Below are 17579 nucleotides of genomic sequence, written 5' to 3'. Positions count from 1 at the left end.
ATGCCGGACGCCGCGAAAGGAGACATGATGGTGGCGAGTGGCGATCGAGCGGGGCATTCACTGATCATTCCGACGATCGACATCGTCGGCGGGCGGGCGACGGCGCCCTCGGGCATTCCCGGGCTCGTGGACCCCTCGGACCCGGCCGAGATCATCCGGCGTTATCGCGCGCAGGGGGCCACCCGGATCTTCATCGACGTGCAGGACTCCTGGGAGCGCAGCGCCGCCGGGCTGGAGGTCGTCGAGCGGGCGCGGGCGAACGACGTCCGGCTGTGGGTGACGGTCGCCAACGGGATCGCGCCGTCGGCCGACGCCCTCGAACGGCTGTACGAGGCGGGGGCCGACGCGGTGGGGCTCAGCACCACGTCGGTCGAACGGCCCTCCGTCCTGCACGACGTCGTCGAACGGTACGGCTCCGACCGCGTCCTCGGCGTCATGAACGTGCAGCGGACGGCGGACGGGCGGTGGAACGTCGTCATCCAGGGGGAGGACGTGGAGACGCCGTTGGACGCCGTCACCTGGGCCCGGATGCTCACCGACCTGGGCGCCGGGCACATCCTGCCCAACAGCCTGGACCAGGAGGGGACCGGCGCCGGGTACGACCTGGACCTGGTGCGGACGATGACCGAGGCCGTGCCCGTCCCGGTGATCGCGTCCGGCGGGTGCGGCACGCTCCGGCACCTGCACGAGGGACTGGCCGCCGGGGCCGCCTACGCCCTCACCCAGAAGATGCTCCACGACGGCAGCCACACGGTGTCCGAAGCGGAGGCCCACGTCCGCGCCGCCCTCGCCGATGGCTGAGCCCGAGGAGCCGTGCTGCCGGGGACACCGGCCGACGCTGGTGCAGCTCGACGCGGCGATCGTCCGGGCGCGCGGCCTGCTGCGCGAGCAGGAGGAACTGCTGCGGACGCTGGAGGCCGCCCGGGCCCGCGCCCTCGCGGGCCCCGCCGACTCCGGCGGCCCGGCGCCGGCCGAGCACGGTCCCGTCCCCGGATGCGCGCTGACCGAACGCGAGCGTCAGGTGCTGGTGCTCGCCGGGACGGGCCTGGCCAATCGCGGCATCGCCCGGAACCTGAGAATCTCCGAGAGGACGGTCCGTAATCACCTGCACGCCGTGTTCGGCAAACTGGGCGTCCGCAGCCGGACCGAGGCGACGGTCGTGGCCATGCGCGACGGCATCCTCAAGCTCTGAGCACCGGCGGCCGCGAAGCGCGGGCGGCTCCGAAAACCCGAGTACCTCGATCGGCGCCCGAGACGGTATCGTCGGGACGGCCAGGGGCTGTAGCGCAGTTGGGAGCGCAGCGAGCTTACACCTCGCAGGTCGTCGGTTCGAGCCCGGCCAGCCCCACCGAATTCACCTCTCCCTGCCTTTCCTCTTCCGTTCAGGTTTCCAGGCCCTCGGGGACGAGGGTGGCGTGGTCGTGGTGGGTGCCGGTGTAGGCGTCGGGATCGAGGCCGGACGTGGCGCGCAGGTCGGCGGCCGACAGGTGGGCGTCGCGCAGGTCCGCCCCGGCCAGGACGGCGCCGCGCAGGTCGGCGCCGGTCAGGTCCGTGCCGCGCAGCCGGGCGCCGGTGAGGTCGGCGCGGGCCAGCAGCGAGCGGATGAGGTGCGCGTCGTCGAGGAGCGCGCCGCGCAGGTCGGCGTCGCTGAGATCCGCGCCGGTCAGGTCGGCGCCCGCGAGGTCGGCGCCGGTGAGGTTCGCGCCGGTCAGGTTGGAGCGGCCCAGGCGGATGCCGCGCAGGTCGGCGCCGGGCAGGTTCGCGCCCGCCAGGTGGACGTTCTGGAGGTCCACGGTGTCCCGTTCGGCGTGGCGGCGGTACGCCCCGGACGTCAGGGTGCTCAGCGCCGCCTGGACGTCCTCGTCGGGCGTCCCGGGCAGTCGCGCCGGGGACGGCCCCTCCGCCTTGGCCATGGCCGGGTGGCGCGGCGCGCGCTGCCGGACGAACGCCGCGAGCACCTGCGTCGCGTGCATGCCCTGCGCCGGGTCGTCGTCGATGATCTGCGCCAGCGCGAGCACGCCCCCGTACCGGACGTACACCTCCTCGGAGGCCAGCCGCTCCAGCGCCTGGATGAACCGGTCGGTGACCTGGCCGCGCCGGGCAAGCCGGTAGTTCTGCCCGGTGAACCACAGCGCCGTCACGGCCGCCGCCCCGATCAGCACCTGCACGACGGTCGCGCGGAACCCCGTCACGAGACCGGCTCCGCCCTCCTGCAACCGCGCGCGGCTGAGGAACTCCCCGTCCAGCCACCACGGGCCCCGCCACAGGAACACGAGCAGACCCGCGAGGAAGAGCACGATGCCGCAGGCGACGGCGATCCGCCGCACCGGCCACGCCCGCTGCCGCACCCGCCGACTCAACTGACGCACGAGGTCATGACACCACCTCGGTGACGGTCACGGAAAGTGATGGCCGCGGCTCAGTTCAGTCACTCAAGGTGACGAACATGTCAACGCCGGCGCATGACGACACCGGAGTCGGACTGCGATTCCAGCGACCAGGCGACGGGTTCCCAGCCCTTGGCCTCCAGGGACTCGACGGTGGCGAGGAGCGCGGGGAGCGCCCCGGAGAGCGGCGCGAGCTTGAGGATGCGCTGCGTCGCGATCACGAAGATGTAGCGGTGCGGGCAGTCGTCCAGGAGTGCCGGGTCGCGGTCCAGGTCGCGGGTGTAGACGTGGCGCTCCTCCAGCAGGCGGCGCCGGGCGGGGGTGGGGGTCACGCGGTCAGTCTGGCGGGGCCGCCGGGCCGCGTCCAGGGGTGATCGTTTGGGGCTCCCATGGGGCGAGAAGAGTGAAACAGGCCACATCCGTGACCGTTTTCCGGAGTGTTAAACCAGGTCAGATGGTGTTTTACATGCCGTTCACATATGGGCAACAGGTGTGAAACCCCGGGTTGTCAACCTCGTTCTCGGCCGAACCTCACCGCACGGCCGCCGGACGAAGGGAACCCGACGTTGACCTACAAGGCCGAGTACATCTGGATCGACGGCACCGAGCCCACCGCCCGGCTGCGGTCCAAGACCAAGATCGTGGCCGACGGCGTGCCGCTGCCCGACTGGGGCTTCGACGGCTCCAGCACGAACCAGGCCCCGGGCGACAACTCGGACTGCGTGCTCAAGCCGGTCTTCTCGTGTCCCGACCCGATCCGCGGCGGTGACCACAAGCTCGTCCTGTGCGAGGTCTACCTCGTCGACGGCACCCCGCACCCGACGAACAACCGCGCCAAGCTGCGTCCGGTCGCGGAGCAGTACGCCGCGCAGGACTCCTGGTTCGGCATCGAGCAGGAGTACACCTTCTTCAAGGCCGACCGCCCGCTCGGCTTCCCCGAGACCGGCTTCCCGGCCCCGCAGGGCCCGTACTACTGCGGCGTCGGCGCCGACGAGGTGTTCGGCCGCGACATCGTCGAGGACCACATGGACGCCTGCCTGGCGGCCGGCCTCAAGCTCTCCGGCATCAACGCCGAGGTCATGCCCGGCCAGTGGGAGTTCCAGATCGGCCCGGCGGGCCCGCTGGAGGTCTCCGACCACCTGTGGGTCGCGCGCTGGCTGCTGTACCGCATCGCCGAGGACCACAACGTCGCGGCGAGCATCGACCCCAAGCCGGCCAAGGGCGACTGGAACGGCGCGGGCGCGCACACCAACTTCTCCACCAAGGCGATGCGCGAGGGCTACGACGCCATCGTGACGGCCTGCGAGTCGATGGGCGCCGAGGGCAAGGTCGAGGAGCACATCGCGGGCTACGGCCACGGCATCGCCGACCGGCTCACCGGCCAGCACGAGACCGCCCCGTTCGACGAGTACAGCTACGGCGTCTCGAACCGCGGCGCGTCGGTGCGCATCCCGTGGCAGGTCGAGGTGGACAAGAAGGGCTACATCGAGGACCGCCGCCCCAACGCCAACATCGACCCGTACAACGTCACCCGCCTGCTGGTGAACACCTGCTGCGCGGCGCTGGAGAAGGCCGGCCAGGTCTGATCTCCCCCCTTCCGGCGCGGAACGCCCGGAGGGATCGCGGTTCGCCGCGCTCCCTCCGGGCGTTTCTCACGTCCGGGAGACGTCGGCGGCGGCGGCGAGCAGTGCCAGGACGGGGAAGACGGCCCGTCCCGGCAGCCGGTAGACGGCGCGTTCGGTCTGCTCGACGAGCCCGGCGCCGGTGAGCGCCTTGAGGTGGTGGTAGAGCTGCCCGGCCGACCCGAGCCCGAGCTCGGCCTGAAGGTCGGCGACGCCGCGCGGCCCGAGTGCGAGGACGCGCAGCACCTCCAGCCGGGCGGGGTGCCCGGCGGCGGCCAGGACGGCGGCGAGCGGCGCGGCGGGCAGCCCGAGCAGCGCGCCGGGGGAGCGGACCGAGTTCCACTCCCACCCGTAGCCGCCGAGTTCGGCCTTGCCGCCGTAGGCGATGTGCCCGGTCTCGTCGGGCGGGGCGGACGCGGCGGGCGGCTCGGCGGCGCGCGCCTCCAGCGCGGCGACGCGCTCCTCAAGGGCGCGGACGCGGTCCTCGATGCTGCTCAGGGCGGACCCCTCGGAGATCGGCGGCGGTGACCCGCTCCAGCTTAATCGGAATTCCGGAATTTCAGTAGGCCGTCGCCGGGGCCGGACTCGTTCTCGCCGTCCGGATCGAGGTCCGGTTCGAGCCAGTCGTCGTGCTCGCCGGGCGGCGCGAGCCACCGCAGGAACCGGCCGACGGCGGTGCCGGACTCGTCGTCCTCGGGCGGTTCGGGGGAGGGGGGAGGAGGCACGGGGCGTGGTCCGCCTTCCGGTCACGGGGGCAAGATCATCCTAACGGGCGCGACACCCCCGGGGACGATCAAATGACGACAAAGAGGCGAAGCGGTCGGGAGTCCGCCGGAACGGCCCCGGGTAGCACTCCGATCGTCCGGATCGGGGAGGGGACGCATGAGCGAGAGCAGGCCCGGCGCGTCGTCGTCCGGCGGAGCCCACCGCGGACGCGGGGCTCCCGGCCTTCCGGCGTCCTACCGGCGGTCGTTCCGGTGCCGCGCGGCCGTCAAGCCCGCGGCCGACCCGCTGATGCACCGCTACGACGACTTCGTCGCCCTGCACGACGCGCTGGCCGAGCCGCCGCGCATCTCGCTGCGCCGCCTGTGGCTGTGCGGGGCGGCGCTGGCCGCCGCCGCGGCCGGGCTGGCGAGCCTCACCGCGTACCTGCTGCGGTCCCTGTTCGACGCGCAGATGCCCGTGTTCGTCGCGGCGAGCGCCGGGGCGGGCGAGGCGGCGACGGCCTACGGCGTCTGCGCGGGCGCCGCGACGCTCCAGGCGACCGCGCTGCTGCACGTCCTCATCGGGACGGCGGCGCGGCCGGTGCGCGCGTTCGGCTGGATCGGCGCGATCGTGGTGGGCCTGGTGACGCTGCTGCCGCTGACGGTGCGCGCCCCGGCCGACGCCATCGCGGGGACCGCGTCGTTCAACCTGGCGGGCGGCATCATGATCGTCGGGTCGCTCACCACACTCGCGGCGGCGTCCCGGGAGTGGGGCCGGGACTGGTCGCGGGACTGGTCGCGGGACTGGGACCGGCCGCGGCCCCGGACGCGCCGTCGCCGGCGCCGCCGTTGAGCCGCCGCCCGGCGAACCGCCCGACCGTGACGGCCAGCGGCTCGGGCGCCCGCGTCGACGTGACGCGCACCGGGTGCAGCCGCCGCCACACCTGAAGCTCGATCGGCTCGCCCGGCGCCAGGACGCGCAGCTCGCGGTGCAGCCCGGCGAAGCCGAGCACGAGGTAGACGTCCCAGACGCCGCGCGGCAGCGGATCGTCCACGAACGCGCGGGTGAGCGGCACGGACGCGGTGAAGCCCAGGCACGCGGGGCCGGGGTGGAGCGCGGCGATGACCTCGTAGACGCGGCCGGTGCGGCGTTCGCGCAGCGCCATCGTCGCCGAGACGGGGCTCTCCCCGGGCTCGAACGGGATCTCGCCGCCGACGACGAGTTCGTCGTCGGCGTCGTTCCAGGCGAGCCGCCGCGCAGGCACGGTGCCGGCGGCGTGCGGGTCGCCGCCGACGTCGAGCGCGAGCGTGCCCGCGAGGCTGAGGTAGGCGGTGACGGTGGTGCCGCCGGGCAGGAAGGCGCGGTGCGGGCCGAGGTCGAGCGCCGGGTCGCGCAGCGGGCCGACGGGGATCTCGGCGCCGTCGACGAGGAGGAGGTCCCACAGGCCGCGCGGCAGCGGGCCGCCGGAGTCGGCGGTGGCCACGGCCAGTTCGGCGCGGAACGTCGCGGCGCCGTCGTCGGGTGCGGCGGTGACGCACGTGCCGGGGCAGTCGATGACGCGGCCGTCCTCCCGTTCGCGCAGCCGCAGCCGCAGCGGGCCCGGCGCGCCGGTGAGCGTGCCCGCGACCGTCAGCACGGTGCCGGTCCAGTCCACCCCGGTCAGAAACGAGTCCGCCATGGCCGCCCCCTTCGCCGTCTCACCGAGACGTGCCCCGATCGTCACCGCCCGAATCCGGCGCGCGCACGGGCGCGGGGAAGCGGTCGAGCAGGTCGGCGAGGCGCAGCGTGCCCTCGTGCAGGGCGCGGTACATCGGGCCGGGGTCGCCGTGGCCGAGCGCGCGGGCGGCGGCCAGCGCGTCGCCGCGCGCCTCGGCGGCGGGCAGGTCGCGGCGGCGGGCGGCGAACGCCCGGGCGAGCGCGGCGCGCCCGGCGTACTCGGGGCCGTGCCGCCGCTCGGGCCAGGTGCGCACCCGCGTCCGCGCGGCGGGGGTGACGGCGGAGTCCAGCCAGCCGGGCGACGGCGCGGCCGCCGGGTCGGTCAGGACCTGGACGACCGAGCCGCTGCGCACCTCGGCGGACAGCGCGGCGTGCCGTCCGTTGACGAGCGCGCCGATGCAGTGGTCGCCGGTGGCGGGGCCGAGGGCGTAGGCGACGTCGAGGGCGGTGGCCCCGGCGGGCAGCGTGATGAGCTGCCCGGACGGCGCGCACACCGCGATGCTGCCGTCGCTGAGCCCGGCCCGCAGCCCCTCCAGGAACTCCGCCGACGACGCGCCGCGCTGCCAGGCGAGCAGGCGGCCGAGCCATTCCAGGTCGCGGCGGCCGGTGACGGCGTCGGCGACGGTGCCCGCGTCGCGGATGTGCGCGACGATGCCGTACTCCGCGACGGGGTGCGCGGCGGCGCTGCGGATGATCACTTCGACGGGGTCGCCGTCCGGCGTGATCACGCGGCTGTGCAGCGACCGGTACAGGTTGTCCTTCGGCATCGCGATGAAGTCGCGGACCTGCCCGGGGATGGGGTGCAGGGCGGCGTGCACGGCGCCGAGCGCGATGTAGCAGTCGCGGTCGGGGCCGTCGACGATGAGCTGGAGCCGGGCGACCTGGCAGGCGCGCAGCCCGGCGACGTCGCCGCCGGTCGCGCGGTGCACGGCGTACAGGTGCGAGCGCCGGACCGACAGGTCGCCGGGCACGCCGTGCGCGTCCAGCGAGGCGCGGACGCGGGCCAGCGCGGGCCCGAACGCGGCGGCCGGGTCGCGCAGGGCGACGCGGACGGCCCGTTCGGCGGCGGCGTACCCGGCGGGGTCTCCGGCGGCGAACGCCAGGTCGTCCATCTCCCGTTTGAGCACGTGGATGCCGAGCCGTTCCGCGAACGGCACGTACAGCTCGTGGGTGGCGCGGGCGATGCGGGCGCGCTTGTGCGGCGGCTGCGCGCCGAGCGTGCGCAGGTTGTGCAGCCGGTCCGCGAGCTTGATCACCAGGACGCGCAGGTCGGCGGCGGCGGCCAGCACGATCTTGCGGTACGTCTCGGCCTCGGCGCGCTCGCCCCAGCGGTGCCCGTCCAGCTTGGTGACGCCGTCCACGAGGACGCCGACCTCGGCGCCGAAGTCGGCGCGCAGCTCGGTGAGCGTGTACGCGGTGTCCTCCACGGTGTCGTGCAGCAGCGCCGCGACGAGCGTGGTGGTGTCGAGGCCGAGTTCGGCGAGGATCGTGGCGACGGCCAGCGGATGCGTGACGAACGGTTCGCCGGACTTGCGGGTCTGGCCGTGGTGCATCCGCTCCGCGACCTCGTAGGCGCGCCGCAGCGGGGTGAGGTCGGAGCCGGGGCGCTGCGCCGCGTGCAGGGCGAGCAGCGGGGCGACGGCCTCGTCCGGTGGCGGGCCGGGCGGGGCGCCCCGTGCCGGGGCGCGGGCCGGCCGTCGCGGGGACACCGCCGTCTCAAGCGTCGTCATGGGAACCGCCTGAACGCCTGCCCGCGGCGCCGGTGCCACGGGTCGTCACCGTCAGTATGCGACAGGGTCCGCGCGGTGGCCATGGGCGGGGTCGGCGGGGCGGCGGCGGTCGCGCTCCGTGCACGCCCGGTGCTGTCAAGACGAATTAACGCGCGCTTCATAGGACAGTGATTCTGCTCGCATCTTCTCCGAGGTAGGAGTGTGGGTGTCATGGTCAGGCCGGGTTTGGTCAGTCGCGCACCCGTGAGGCGCGCCGAATGGAGATGGATGATGGTGCGATGATTCCCTCCCCCCGCACGCTGCGCGCCGCCGCCGGGAACGTCGTCCACAAAGTCCTTTACGGCCCGCTGGCCGATCTGCGTCCGATGCCCGCCGCGCTCATCGAGGAGGTGGAGGGGTCCGCCGTCTACCGGTACCGGGCGCCGCGGGGCGTCGTCCCGGCCGGGCCGCCGGTGCTGTTCGTCCCGCCGCTGGCCGCGCCCGCCCGCTGCTACGACCTGCGCCGCGGGTGCAGCCTGGCCGAGCACGTGGTCGAGGCGGGGCGGCTGAGCTACCTGCTCGACTACGGGCCGATCGACTACGGCGACCGTGACCTGGGGCTGCGGGAATGGGTGGGGGAGGTGCTGCCGCGCGCGGTGCGGGCGGTCAGCGCGGACGCGGGGGGCCAGCCGGTCCAGCTCGTCGGATGGTGCCTGGGGGGCGTCTTCGCGCTGCTGGCGGCGGCGCACGAGCCCGGCCTGCCGATCGCGTCCGTCGCGGCGATCGCGACGCCGGTGGACGTGTCGGCCGTCCCGCCGGCCGCGCCGCTGCGCCCGCTCGCGCGGGTCACCGGCGGCGCGCCCGCCGCGCTCGCCGGGGCGCTGCTCGGCGGACTGCCGCGCCCGGTCGTCAAACGCGGATATCAGCTCCTGGCGATCGACAAATACGTGCAGCGCCCGTATCAGATGCTGACCAATCTTGACGATGCCGAGTTTCTCGCGCAGATCGAGGCGGTCGACCATTTCACCGACGCCATGACCGCCTATCCCGGACGCACCCTCGCGGAGCTTTACCGGGGTCTGCTCGCCGACAACGCGCTCGCCGGTGACGGCCTCGTGATCGGTGGACGGCGCGTCGGGCTGGACGGCGTGCGCGTGCCCGTCCTCGCCGTCGCCGGACGCCGGGACGGCGTCGCCCCCGTCGCGGCGGTGGAGCCGCTGACGCGGCTGCTGTCGTCGTCGCCGGACGTGCGGTTCACCGAGGCCGACGGCGGCCACCTCGGCGTCCTCACCGGCCGCTCGGCGCGCCGCACCACCTGGACCCACCTGGACGCCTGGCTCGACGAGGGCACCCGCCGCCACGGCATCCGGCCCTCGCGGCGCGGCGCGGTCGCCTCCGTCTGAGCCGGACGGTTTCCCGCCCGATCCGCCGTTCGTGGTGTGTCGCCCCTGCGATCACATTGTCACCGAACGTAGTGTGGCGCAGCGCGAGCAGGCGACCGGAGGGCGGGGACGGTGGATCAGCGAACGGGCGGTGCCCGCCACGCCCGCCGCGACCGGCGGCCGGTGGAGATCATCGGCGTGGGGCCGTTCGGGCGGCCCGCGCCGCGCACCGTCGTCGGCGTCGCCCGCGCGGGCGGGCTCGGCGTCCTGGACCTCGGCGGCGGGCGCGCCGCCGCGCTGGCCGCGCTCACCGACGTCGGGCGCTGGTGGCCGGGCCGGTTCGGCGTCCGGCTGCCCGCCGGATGCGCCGTCCGTCCCGGCGAGCTGCCGCCCGCCGCCGACACCGTCCTGGTCGACGCCGCCGCGCTGCGCCCGGCCACCGCCCCCGCCGACCTGGCCGCCTGGGCGCGGGGCCGCCGGGTGCTGGTCGAGGTCGTGGACGTCCGCGAGGCCGAGTTCGCGCTGGCGCTCGGGGACGAACTGGCCGCCGCCCACGGCGGCGCGGGCGTGCACGGGCTCATCGCGCGGGGCAGCGAGGCGGGCGGCCGGATCGGTGAGCCGACCACGGCCGTCCTGCTGCAACGCCTGCTCGGCGACCGGCGGATCGACGCGCCGGTGTTCGCGTCCGGCGGCATCGGCCCGCACACGGCCGCCGCCGCCATCGCCGCGGGGGCGGCGGGCGTCGTCCTCGACACCCAGCTCGCGCTCGTCCGCGAGATGGAGCCGCCCGCCGACGTCGCCGCCGCGCTCGCCGCCATGGACGGCTCGGAGACGCGGATCGTCGAGGGCCACCGCGTCTACGCGCGGCCCGACCTGCCCGAGTTCGACCTGTCCTGCCTCGACCTCGCGGGCCTCACCGCCCGCCTCGGGCCCGGCGGGCTGCGGACGCACCTGCTGCCGGTCGGGCAGGACGGGTTCCTCGCCGCCGCGCTCGCGGGCCGGTACAAGACGGCGGGCGGCGTCGTGCGGGCCGTCCGGGACGGGATCGGCGCGCACCTGCGCGCGGCCGTCCGCGCCGCGCCGCTCGCGCCCCGGGACCGTCCGCCCGGCGCGGCCGTCAGCCGGGACTACCCCGTCGTGCAGGCGCCGATCCCCGGCGTGACCGACCGCGCGTCGTTCGCCGCCGTCGTCGCGCAGGACGGCGGGCTGCCGTGCGTCGCGCTCGGGCTGCTGGACGGGGCGGACGCCTCGGCGCTGCTGGCCTCGGCCGCCGAGCGGCTGGGCGACCGGCCGTGGGCCGCCGGAATCGCCGGGTTCGTGCCGCCCGTGGTGCGGGCCGCGCAGCTCGCCGCCGTGCGGGAGGCGCGGTGCCCGTACGCGCTGATCGACGGCGGCGGGCCGGAGGAGGCCGCGCCGCTGGAGGCGGCGGGCGTCCGGGCGTACCTGTACGCGTCCGGACCCGGCACGCTCGACCGGTTCCTGGCGGCGGGCGTCCGGCGGCTGGTGTTCGCCGGGGCCGAGGGGGCCGTGCCGTCCGGCGCGCCCGGCGCGTTCGCGCTGTGGGAGGCGCGGCTCGCGCGGCTGTCCGCGTTCCTCGACGATCATTCCGCCGAGGACCTGTCGGTGCTGTTCGGCGGGGGCGTGCACGACGAGCGGTCCGGCGCGATGGTCGCGGCGCTGGCCGGGCCGCTGGCCGAGCGCGGCGTCGACGTCCGCGTCCTCGCCGGTACCGCGTACCTGTTCACCTACGAGGCGGTCGCGTCCGGCGCGATCACGCCCGGCTACCAGCGGGTGGCGCAGGAGTGCGACGGGACGGTCGTGGTCGGCCCCGTCCGATGCGCCCGGACGCCCGCCGCCGACGCCGTCACCGACGATGTTCCCGGGCGGATCGCCGTCGCGGCGCGGGGCCTGCGCGGCGGCGCGCCCGTCGAGGCCGCCGCGCAGTACCGCGAGGGCCTGTACCCGCTCGGCCACGCGGCGGCGCTCCGCTCGGCGACGACCGGCGTCACGAGCCTGCACGAGCACCTCACCAGCGGCGCGACCCGCTTCCTGGCCGACCGCGCCGCCGCCCTCACCCTGGACCCGGACGAACCGCCCGCCGGGCCGGAACCGCTCGACATCGCCGTCATCGGCATGGCGTGCGTCCTGCCCGGCGCCCCGGACGCGGCCGCCCACTGGTCCCGCACCCTCAGGCCCACCCGTTCCGCCCCGGCCTCCGCCGCTCCGGCACCGGCCCACGGCGCCGGAGGCCCGGCATCGGCGGGTGCCTCACAGCCGCTCGCGGACGAGGCGTCCATGCCCGGCGCTGCGGGCGGGATGGGGGACGGCGCAGGGGGCTCGGGGCCGGTCGCGGGCGGGGCGTCCATGCCCGGCGCGGGGCGCGGTGGCGCGGGCGGGGCTGTCAGCCTTCCTCCGGCCGGGATCGGGCACGGCGCAGAGGGCTCGGCGCCGGTTGTGGGCGGGGCGTCGATGCCCGGTGCGGGGCGCGGTGGCGCGGGCGGGGCCGTCAGCCTTCCTCCGGCCGGGATCGGGCACGGCGCAGAGGGCTCGGCGCCGGTCGCGGGCGGGGCGTCGATGCCCGGTGCGGGGCGCGGTGGCGCGGGCGGGGCCGTCAGCCTTCCTCCGGCCGGGATCGGGCACGGCGCAGAGGGCTCGGCGCCGGTCGCGGGCGGGGCCACCACGCTCCCTCCGGGCGGGGCCGGGCACGGCGCCGTGGGGTCGGGGTCAGCGGGCGCTCCCTCGATCCGCGCGGACGGGGGGCACGTCGGCGCTGCGGGATCGGGGTCGGCGGGTGCTCCGCGTCTGGGCGGGGGCGGCTCCGAGGGGGCGGCTTCCGCCGGTGGGCTGCCGTCCGTCGCGGTCGGGGAGCCCGCTCCGGGGGCCGAGCACGACGCCGCGGGCCTGCTCGCCGTCGAAGTCGCCCGGCGTGCGCTGGCCGACGCGGGCTACGCCGACCGCCCGTTCGACCGCACCCGCGCCTCGGTGCTCTTTGGGACGGCCGGGCCGCGCCCCGGCAACGTCGCCGCCGCCCTCGGCTTGGGCGGCACGCACGCGACGATCGCGGCGGGCGAGGCGTCCGCCCTGGCCGCCCTGGACACGGCGTGCAAGGAACTCGCCTCCGGCGGCAGCGACCTGGTGTTGTGCGGCGCCGCCGACCTCCACCCCGCCCCCACCCCGAACGACGGCATCGGCTGCCTCGCCCTCAAACGCCTCCCCGACGCCGAACGCGACGGCGACCGCGTCTACGCCGTCCTCAAATCGGTCACCGCCGCCACCGGCCCCAACGCACCCCACCAAGCCCTGACCCGAGCCTGGACCCAGGCCAAAGTCCCACCCACCAAGGCGACCTTCCTCACCACAACGACCACAACCCACGAAGCAACCAACGGGCACCCCACCCCCACGAACCCGCCGGACGCCACCCACACGAGCGACCCCGCACGCCAGGCGACGACCGGCGACGACAATCCGCCGACCCCCGCAGCCCACACCCCTCCTCCCACAGCACCGCACCACCCCGCGACCGCACCGGACGTCCCCCAGCCGACCACCCCCGCGCCCCCGCCGACCACCCCGAGCAACGATCCACCCGCCCTGGCACCACCGCGCGGCGCGGACACGTCGGACGTCGCGCAGCCGACCGCCCCCGCGCACCCGCCGACCACCCCGGGCAACGACCCACCCGGCCTGGCAGCGTGGCGCGGCGCGGACGCGTCAGACGTTGCGCAGACGACCGCGCCCGCGCGCACGGTGACGGCCCCGGGCAACGAGCCACCCGGCCTAGCAGCATCGCGCGGCGCGGACGCGTCGGACGTTGCGCAGACGACCGCCCCCGCGCGCACGGTGACGGCCCCGAACGACCAGGCACCCGGCCTGGCAGCGTCGCGCGGCGCGGAGACGCCCCCTCCCGCAGCGCCGCACCATCCCGCGAACGCACCAGACGTCGCCCACACGAGCAACCCCCCACGCACGGCCGTGCCCCCCGGCGACGAGCCACCCATCCCCGCAGCTCCGCGAGACGCGGACGCGGCTCATCCCGCAGTGGCGCGCGGGCCCGTGAGCGATCATGCGCGGGCCGAGGGAGTCCCGGGTGACGGGTCGTCCGGGCGGGCCATGCGCGATGCCGCACCGGGCGGCGCGGGCGCGTTCGGCGCCGCCGGGGCGGGTGCGTCCGCCCCCGAGCGGTCCGATGGCCGCGCGTTCGCGGGAGCGGGCGCGGGGGACGAATCCCGCGAACGGGCGTCCTCGGCGGACCTTGTTGGGACAAACCCCGGCGATGCGGACGCGCAGGCGAACCCCGTCGAGACGGCCGGTGCGCGTTCGGGTGCGGGTGACCCGGTTGCGGGCGGCGGGGTGCCGTCGGCGCGGGTCGAGGCCACCGGATGGGCGGCCAGCGGTAGGGGCGCGTCCCTGGCGCGCGAGGCGTGGACGGGCGCGCCCGGTCGAACCACGCCGGACGCGGCGGCGAAGCACGCGGACGACGGCACCTTCCACCCGGCGCGAACCGAACGGGACGGCTGCACCCCCTCCGCCCCGGTGGACGCCACGCAGTTCGATGGGGACGGCGGCGCGGCCGGTCTGGCGGCGATCATCACGGCGGCATTCGCCGTCCACACCGGCGTCCTGCCAAGCGCCGTACACCCCAGGACCGCGCCGGGCGCCGTACACCCCGGGGACGTGCCGGGGACCGCGCACCCCGGGGTCGCGCCGGGCACCGTCCACACCGGGGCCGTGCCGGGTGCCATGCAGCCCGGGGACGTGCCGGGAACCGTGCACCCCGGGGCTATGCCGGGCGCTGTGCACGCCGGGGTCGTGCCGGGCGGCGGGCACGCCGGAGTTGTGCCGGGTGCCGTGCGCGGCGGAGTCGCGCCAGGAACCGTGCATGCCGGGGTCGGGCGGGGCGACGTGCACCCTGGGGACGTGCCGGGAACCGTGCACCCCGGCGCCGTGCCGGGCGTCCTGCACGCCGGGGTCGGGGCGGGTGCCGTGCACCCCGGAGCCGGGCCGGGCGGCGTCCACGCCGGAGTTGGGCCGGGTGCCGTGGAAACCCGGGTTGGGTCGGGCGGCGTGCACCTTGGGGGCGGGCCGGGTGCTGTGTGTGGTGTGGGGGAGGGTGTGCGGGCGTGGCTTGCTGCGCCTGAGGAGCGGTATGCGGGGGTCGGCGCGGACGCGGACGGGACCGCGTTCCATGCCGTGATCGCCGGATACGGCGGGGCGCCCGAACCGGTGTCGGGCGTGGCGGAGTGGCCCGCCGAACTGTTCGTCGTGCGCGGCGCCGACGACGACGCCGCGCGGAACGTCCTCGACCGGCTCGCCGCGCTGGCCCGGCGGCCGGGGGTGCGGCTGCGCGACCTGGCCCGGACGTGCGCGGAGTCCACGGGGCCGGTGCGGGCGGCGTTCGTCGCGACGGACGTCGCGGACGTCGTCGCGTCGGCCGAGCGGGCGCGCGCGTTCCGTCCCGGCGGCGGGGTGTTCACGGGCGGCGGCACGTCCGGCGCGGTCGCGTTCCTGTTCCCCGGCGGGGACGTCGGCCGCGTCCCGGTGCCCACCGACCTGTTCGTCGCCTTCCCCCGTTCACAGCGGCTGCTGCGCCACGCGAGCGCGCACCGGGCCGGGGCCGCCGGGGTGGCCGTGCACCGGCTGCTCACCGAGCTGGGCGTCCGGCCCGACCTGGCCGCCGGGCACGGGTACGGCGAACTCGTCGCACTGTGCGCGGCCGGGGTCATCGCCGAGGACGACCTGGCCGCCGTCGGCGCCGCGCGCGCCGGCGCCGTGCTGGGGGCCGCCGCCGCGCGCGGCGACTCCCACGAGGACCGCGGCGCGATGGCCGTCGTCGCGGCGTCGCTGGAGGACGTGCGCGCCGCGATCGCCGAGGTGTCGCAGGTGGTGGTCGCGAACCACAACGCGCCGCGTCACGTCGTCGTCTCCGGCGCGACGCCCGCGCTGGAGCGGGCGCTCGTCCGGCTGGCCGAGCAGGGGCTGGACGCCGAGCCGGTCCCGGCCGCGTGCGCGTTCCACAGTCCGCTCGTCGCGGGGGCGGCGACGCCGCTGCGGCGCGAGCTGGCGCGCCGCGACCTGCGCTCGCCCGCGTTCCCCGTCTGGTCCAACGCGACCGCCGCGCCCTACGACGCCGACCCGGTGGAGCTGGCGGCGACGCTGGCCGGGCAGGTGGCGGCGCCGGTCCGGTTCGTCGAGCAGATCGAGGCGATGTACGCGGCGGGCGCGCGGATCTTCGTGGAGGCCGGTCCCGGGGACACGCTGACGGGGTTCGTCCGGCAGATCCTCGCGGACCGCCCGCACACGGCCGTCGCCTGCGACGTGCCCGGCGACCCCGGCGTGCCCCGGCTGCTGCTGACGCTGGCCGAACTGGCGGCGGTGGGCGTCCCGGTCGACGCGCACGCCCTGTTCGCGGGCCGCGACGCGCACGTCCTCGACGCCGCGCCGCCCGCGCCCACGTGGACGGTCGAAGGCCCCGTCGTTCGCGCCCCGGACGGCTCCCGCACCGCCCCGGCACCGCCCGCGCCGTCCGCCGACCCCGTCCCGCAGCCCTCCGCCGAGACCGCCCAGGCGGTCGTGGAGTACCTGCGCGCGACCCGCGAACTCGCCGCCGCCCAGCGCGACGTCGTCCTCGGCCTCCTCGGCGCCGGCCCCGCCCACCCGCACCCGCCCCTGAACGAGGCCACCCGCGCCCGCATCCTCGCGTCCCTCCCCGACCTCACCACCCCGCCCGACCCGGCGCCCGGCCCCGACGCAAGCGGTCCGTCCCGCCACACCCCGGCCGCGCCGAACCCCCGACCGGGCACCGCACCCACGCGACCCGCCCCGCCGCCGTCCGAACCGAGCCCCCAGACGCAGCGCGACAACACCGAACCCGCCCCACCTACCCCCGCGCCACCCGCGGCGCCGGACGCTCTGGCGAACGACGACGAACCGACGGAAGCACACGACGCGGCCCGACGATCAATTGACCCGAGCGTCCGTACGGGCGGCGACGGCGGCTTCGACTTGGCGGCCGACGGGAGCGATACGGCTCAGCAGGCGCCCGCACGGCCGGTCGGTCCGAGTGCCCGCGCCCGCGAGGACGCCGGACCTGGCGCGGATGATGCGGCTCGGGGCACGTCCCCGGCCGAGCCCGAAACCGCACCGGTCGAGCTCGCGGAGGCGGGGCGGGAACCTCGTCGCCCCGCTGACGCTCTGCCGGGCGAGGGTGGGGCCGAACGGGGTGAAGAGTCCGTATCCGTTGAGGTCCCGCCGCCCGGGGCCGCGCCGGACGGCCCGGATGCGGCGCGACGGGAGTCTCGACGATCCGCCGACGTCGCGCCGGTCGGGTCGGATGCGGTGAAGCGGGGGCGGTCCGCCGACGGTTCGCCGCCCGGCGTCGCGCCCGCCTGGCGGGCCACGACCGGCGCGCGCGTGCTGGTGGCCGACCCGGTGCCGTCCGACGACCCGGACACGGCCGCCGCCGCGCTGCTGCGCGAGATCGCCGCCCCGCCGACCGATGCCGCACGACCGAACGACGACGCCACGGGGGAGCCACCACGATGACCCAGCCGCAGAGCACGCTCGACGAGATCAAGGGGATGCTCGTCGCGGTGATCGGCCACGAGCCGCGGGCCGCCCTCGGCCCGGACACGACGCTGCACGGCGACCTCGACCTGGAGCCCGCCGAGTTCACCGACCTCACCGACCGCCTCGCCGCCCGCTACGGCGACGACGCCGACGTCCCCGGCCTGCTCGCCGCCCTCGACATCGACGAGCTGATCGCCCTCACGATCGGGAACCTCGCCGCCCACATCGACGCCCCGGACGCCTGATGCCCACGCCCCGACCAGCCGGGCCGCGGCCCGTCCAGCACACACGAAACCCGGCGGGCCACCCGAGGCGGCGGCGCCCGCCGAGCGCGTGCGACGCGCAGGGAAAGCACGCCGCTCTGATACGGCGGCTCGGTGTTCGCGAGAGGCCGTCGCCACGGGGTGGCGATGTCCGGCCCCGGCGCGGCCGGTGGCGACGCCGCGTCCACCGTTCGCGACGTGCGGGAGAGGGATGCCGTCCCGGGGT

General features: G+C 76.6%; 12 protein-coding genes and 1 tRNA gene. 8 read left to right on the top strand and 5 right to left on the bottom strand.

The window, feature by feature from the left end; translation table 11 throughout:
• Nucleotides 1-24 precede the first annotated feature (24 nt).
• From C229_RS0119885 to C229_RS0119875, 3 genes are all read left to right on the top strand, one after another.
• A complete protein-coding gene (locus C229_RS0119885) occupies nucleotides 25-801 on the top strand; it encodes a HisA/HisF-related TIM barrel protein (RefSeq protein ID WP_169513852.1) in 777 nt (258 codons plus the stop codon).
• A complete protein-coding gene (locus C229_RS31220; RefSeq protein ID WP_155884942.1) occupies nucleotides 794-1192 on the top strand; it encodes a response regulator transcription factor in 399 nt (132 codons plus the stop codon). The genes C229_RS0119885 and C229_RS31220 overlap by 8 nt, the downstream gene beginning before the upstream one ends.
• 83 nt (nucleotides 1193-1275) lie before the next feature.
• Nucleotides 1276-1348, top strand: a tRNA-Val gene (locus tag C229_RS0119875).
• A 34-nt stretch (nucleotides 1349-1382) separates the two neighbouring features.
• Here the strand turns inward: C229_RS0119875 and C229_RS35830 are convergent.
• Together C229_RS35830 and C229_RS0119865 are read right to left on the bottom strand one after the other, a co-directional pair.
• Complete coding sequence (locus C229_RS35830) at nucleotides 1383-2369, bottom strand: pentapeptide repeat-containing protein (protein WP_155884941.1); 987 nt, start codon at nucleotides 2367-2369, stop codon at nucleotides 1383-1385.
• An 80-nt stretch (nucleotides 2370-2449) separates the two neighbouring features.
• Entirely contained in the window at nucleotides 2450-2719 is a 270-nt protein-coding gene (locus C229_RS0119865) for a hypothetical protein (protein WP_018656856.1), read from the bottom strand.
• A 234-nt stretch (nucleotides 2720-2953) separates the two neighbouring features.
• On the opposite strand from C229_RS0119865, the gene glnII reads away from it, so the two are divergent.
• Complete coding sequence (glnII, locus tag C229_RS0119860; protein WP_018656855.1) at nucleotides 2954-3973, top strand: glutamine synthetase; 1020 nt, start codon at nucleotides 2954-2956, stop codon at nucleotides 3971-3973.
• Between the two features lie 66 nt (nucleotides 3974-4039).
• Here glnII and C229_RS0119855 read toward each other — a convergent pair whose 3' ends face one another.
• Nucleotides 4040-4663 carry an ArsR/SmtB family transcription factor gene (locus C229_RS0119855; protein WP_205624520.1) on the bottom strand — a complete coding sequence of 208 codons (624 nt, stop codon included), beginning with the start codon at nucleotides 4661-4663 and terminating at the stop codon, nucleotides 4040-4042.
• Between the two features lie 228 nt (nucleotides 4664-4891).
• Here C229_RS0119855 and C229_RS0119845 point away from each other — a divergent pair, with 228 nt between their 5' ends.
• A complete protein-coding gene (locus tag C229_RS0119845) occupies nucleotides 4892-5566 on the top strand; it encodes a hypothetical protein (protein ID WP_018656852.1) in 675 nt (224 codons plus the stop codon).
• On the opposite strand, the gene C229_RS31210 is transcribed toward C229_RS0119845, so the two are convergent.
• A complete protein-coding gene (locus C229_RS31210; protein ID WP_205624519.1) occupies nucleotides 5454-6392 on the bottom strand; it encodes a hypothetical protein in 939 nt (312 codons plus the stop codon). The two genes, C229_RS0119845 and C229_RS31210, sit on opposite strands and share 113 nt — an antisense overlap.
• Nucleotides 6393-6411: 19 nt before the next feature.
• Complete coding sequence (locus C229_RS31205) at nucleotides 6412-8160, bottom strand: RelA/SpoT family protein (protein WP_018656850.1); 1749 nt, start codon at nucleotides 8158-8160, stop codon at nucleotides 6412-6414.
• Nucleotides 8161-8438: 278 nt separating this feature from the next.
• On the opposite strand from C229_RS31205, the gene C229_RS0119830 reads away from it, so the two are divergent.
• The 3 genes from C229_RS0119830 to C229_RS31195 all read left to right on the top strand — a co-directional run bounded on the left by C229_RS0119830 (nucleotide 8439) and on the right by C229_RS31195 (nucleotide 17335).
• On the top strand, nucleotides 8439-9542 hold the full coding sequence (locus C229_RS0119830) for an alpha/beta fold hydrolase (protein WP_018656849.1): 1104 nt from the start codon (nucleotides 8439-8441) through the stop codon (nucleotides 9540-9542).
• Nucleotides 9543-9653: 111 nt separating this feature from the next.
• A complete protein-coding gene (locus C229_RS31200) occupies nucleotides 9654-17066 on the top strand; it encodes an acyltransferase domain-containing protein (protein WP_033424572.1) in 7413 nt (2470 codons plus the stop codon).
• Nucleotides 17063-17335, top strand: coding sequence for a hypothetical protein (locus C229_RS31195; protein WP_018656847.1), 273 nt, complete (start codon nucleotides 17063-17065; stop codon nucleotides 17333-17335). The genes C229_RS31200 and C229_RS31195 overlap by 4 nt, the downstream gene beginning before the upstream one ends.
• The last annotated feature ends 244 nt before the right edge of the window (nucleotides 17336-17579 follow it).

Source organism: Actinomadura flavalba DSM 45200 (assembly GCF_000374305.1).
In the GTDB taxonomy this organism is placed as follows: Bacteria; Actinomycetota; Actinomycetes; order Streptosporangiales; family Streptosporangiaceae; genus Spirillospora; species Spirillospora flavalba.
Note: the sequence above shows the minus strand (reverse complement) of the source record. Positions and strands in the feature narration are given on the sequence as shown.

What these genes read in the sequence shown, in the direction of transcription:
- C229_RS31220 (WP_155884942.1), top strand. Translation starts at nt 794, where the DNA reads ATGGCTGAGCCCGAGGAGCCGTGCTGCCGGGGACACCGGCCGACGCTG.
- C229_RS31210 (WP_205624519.1), bottom strand. Translation starts at nt 6,392, where the DNA reads ATGGCGGACTCGTTTCTGACCGGGGTGGACTGGACCGGCACCGTGCTG.
- C229_RS0119830 (WP_018656849.1), top strand. Translation starts at nt 8,439, where the DNA reads ATGATTCCCTCCCCCCGCACGCTGCGCGCCGCCGCCGGGAACGTCGTC.
- C229_RS31195 (WP_018656847.1), top strand. Translation starts at nt 17,063, where the DNA reads ATGACCCAGCCGCAGAGCACGCTCGACGAGATCAAGGGGATGCTCGTC.
- C229_RS31205 (WP_018656850.1), bottom strand. Translation starts at nt 8,160, where the DNA reads ATGACGACGCTTGAGACGGCGGTGTCCCCGCGACGGCCGGCCCGCGCC.
- C229_RS0119885 (WP_169513852.1), top strand. Translation starts at nt 25, where the DNA reads ATGATGGTGGCGAGTGGCGATCGAGCGGGGCATTCACTGATCATTCCG.
- C229_RS0119845 (WP_018656852.1), top strand. Translation starts at nt 4,892, where the DNA reads ATGAGCGAGAGCAGGCCCGGCGCGTCGTCGTCCGGCGGAGCCCACCGC.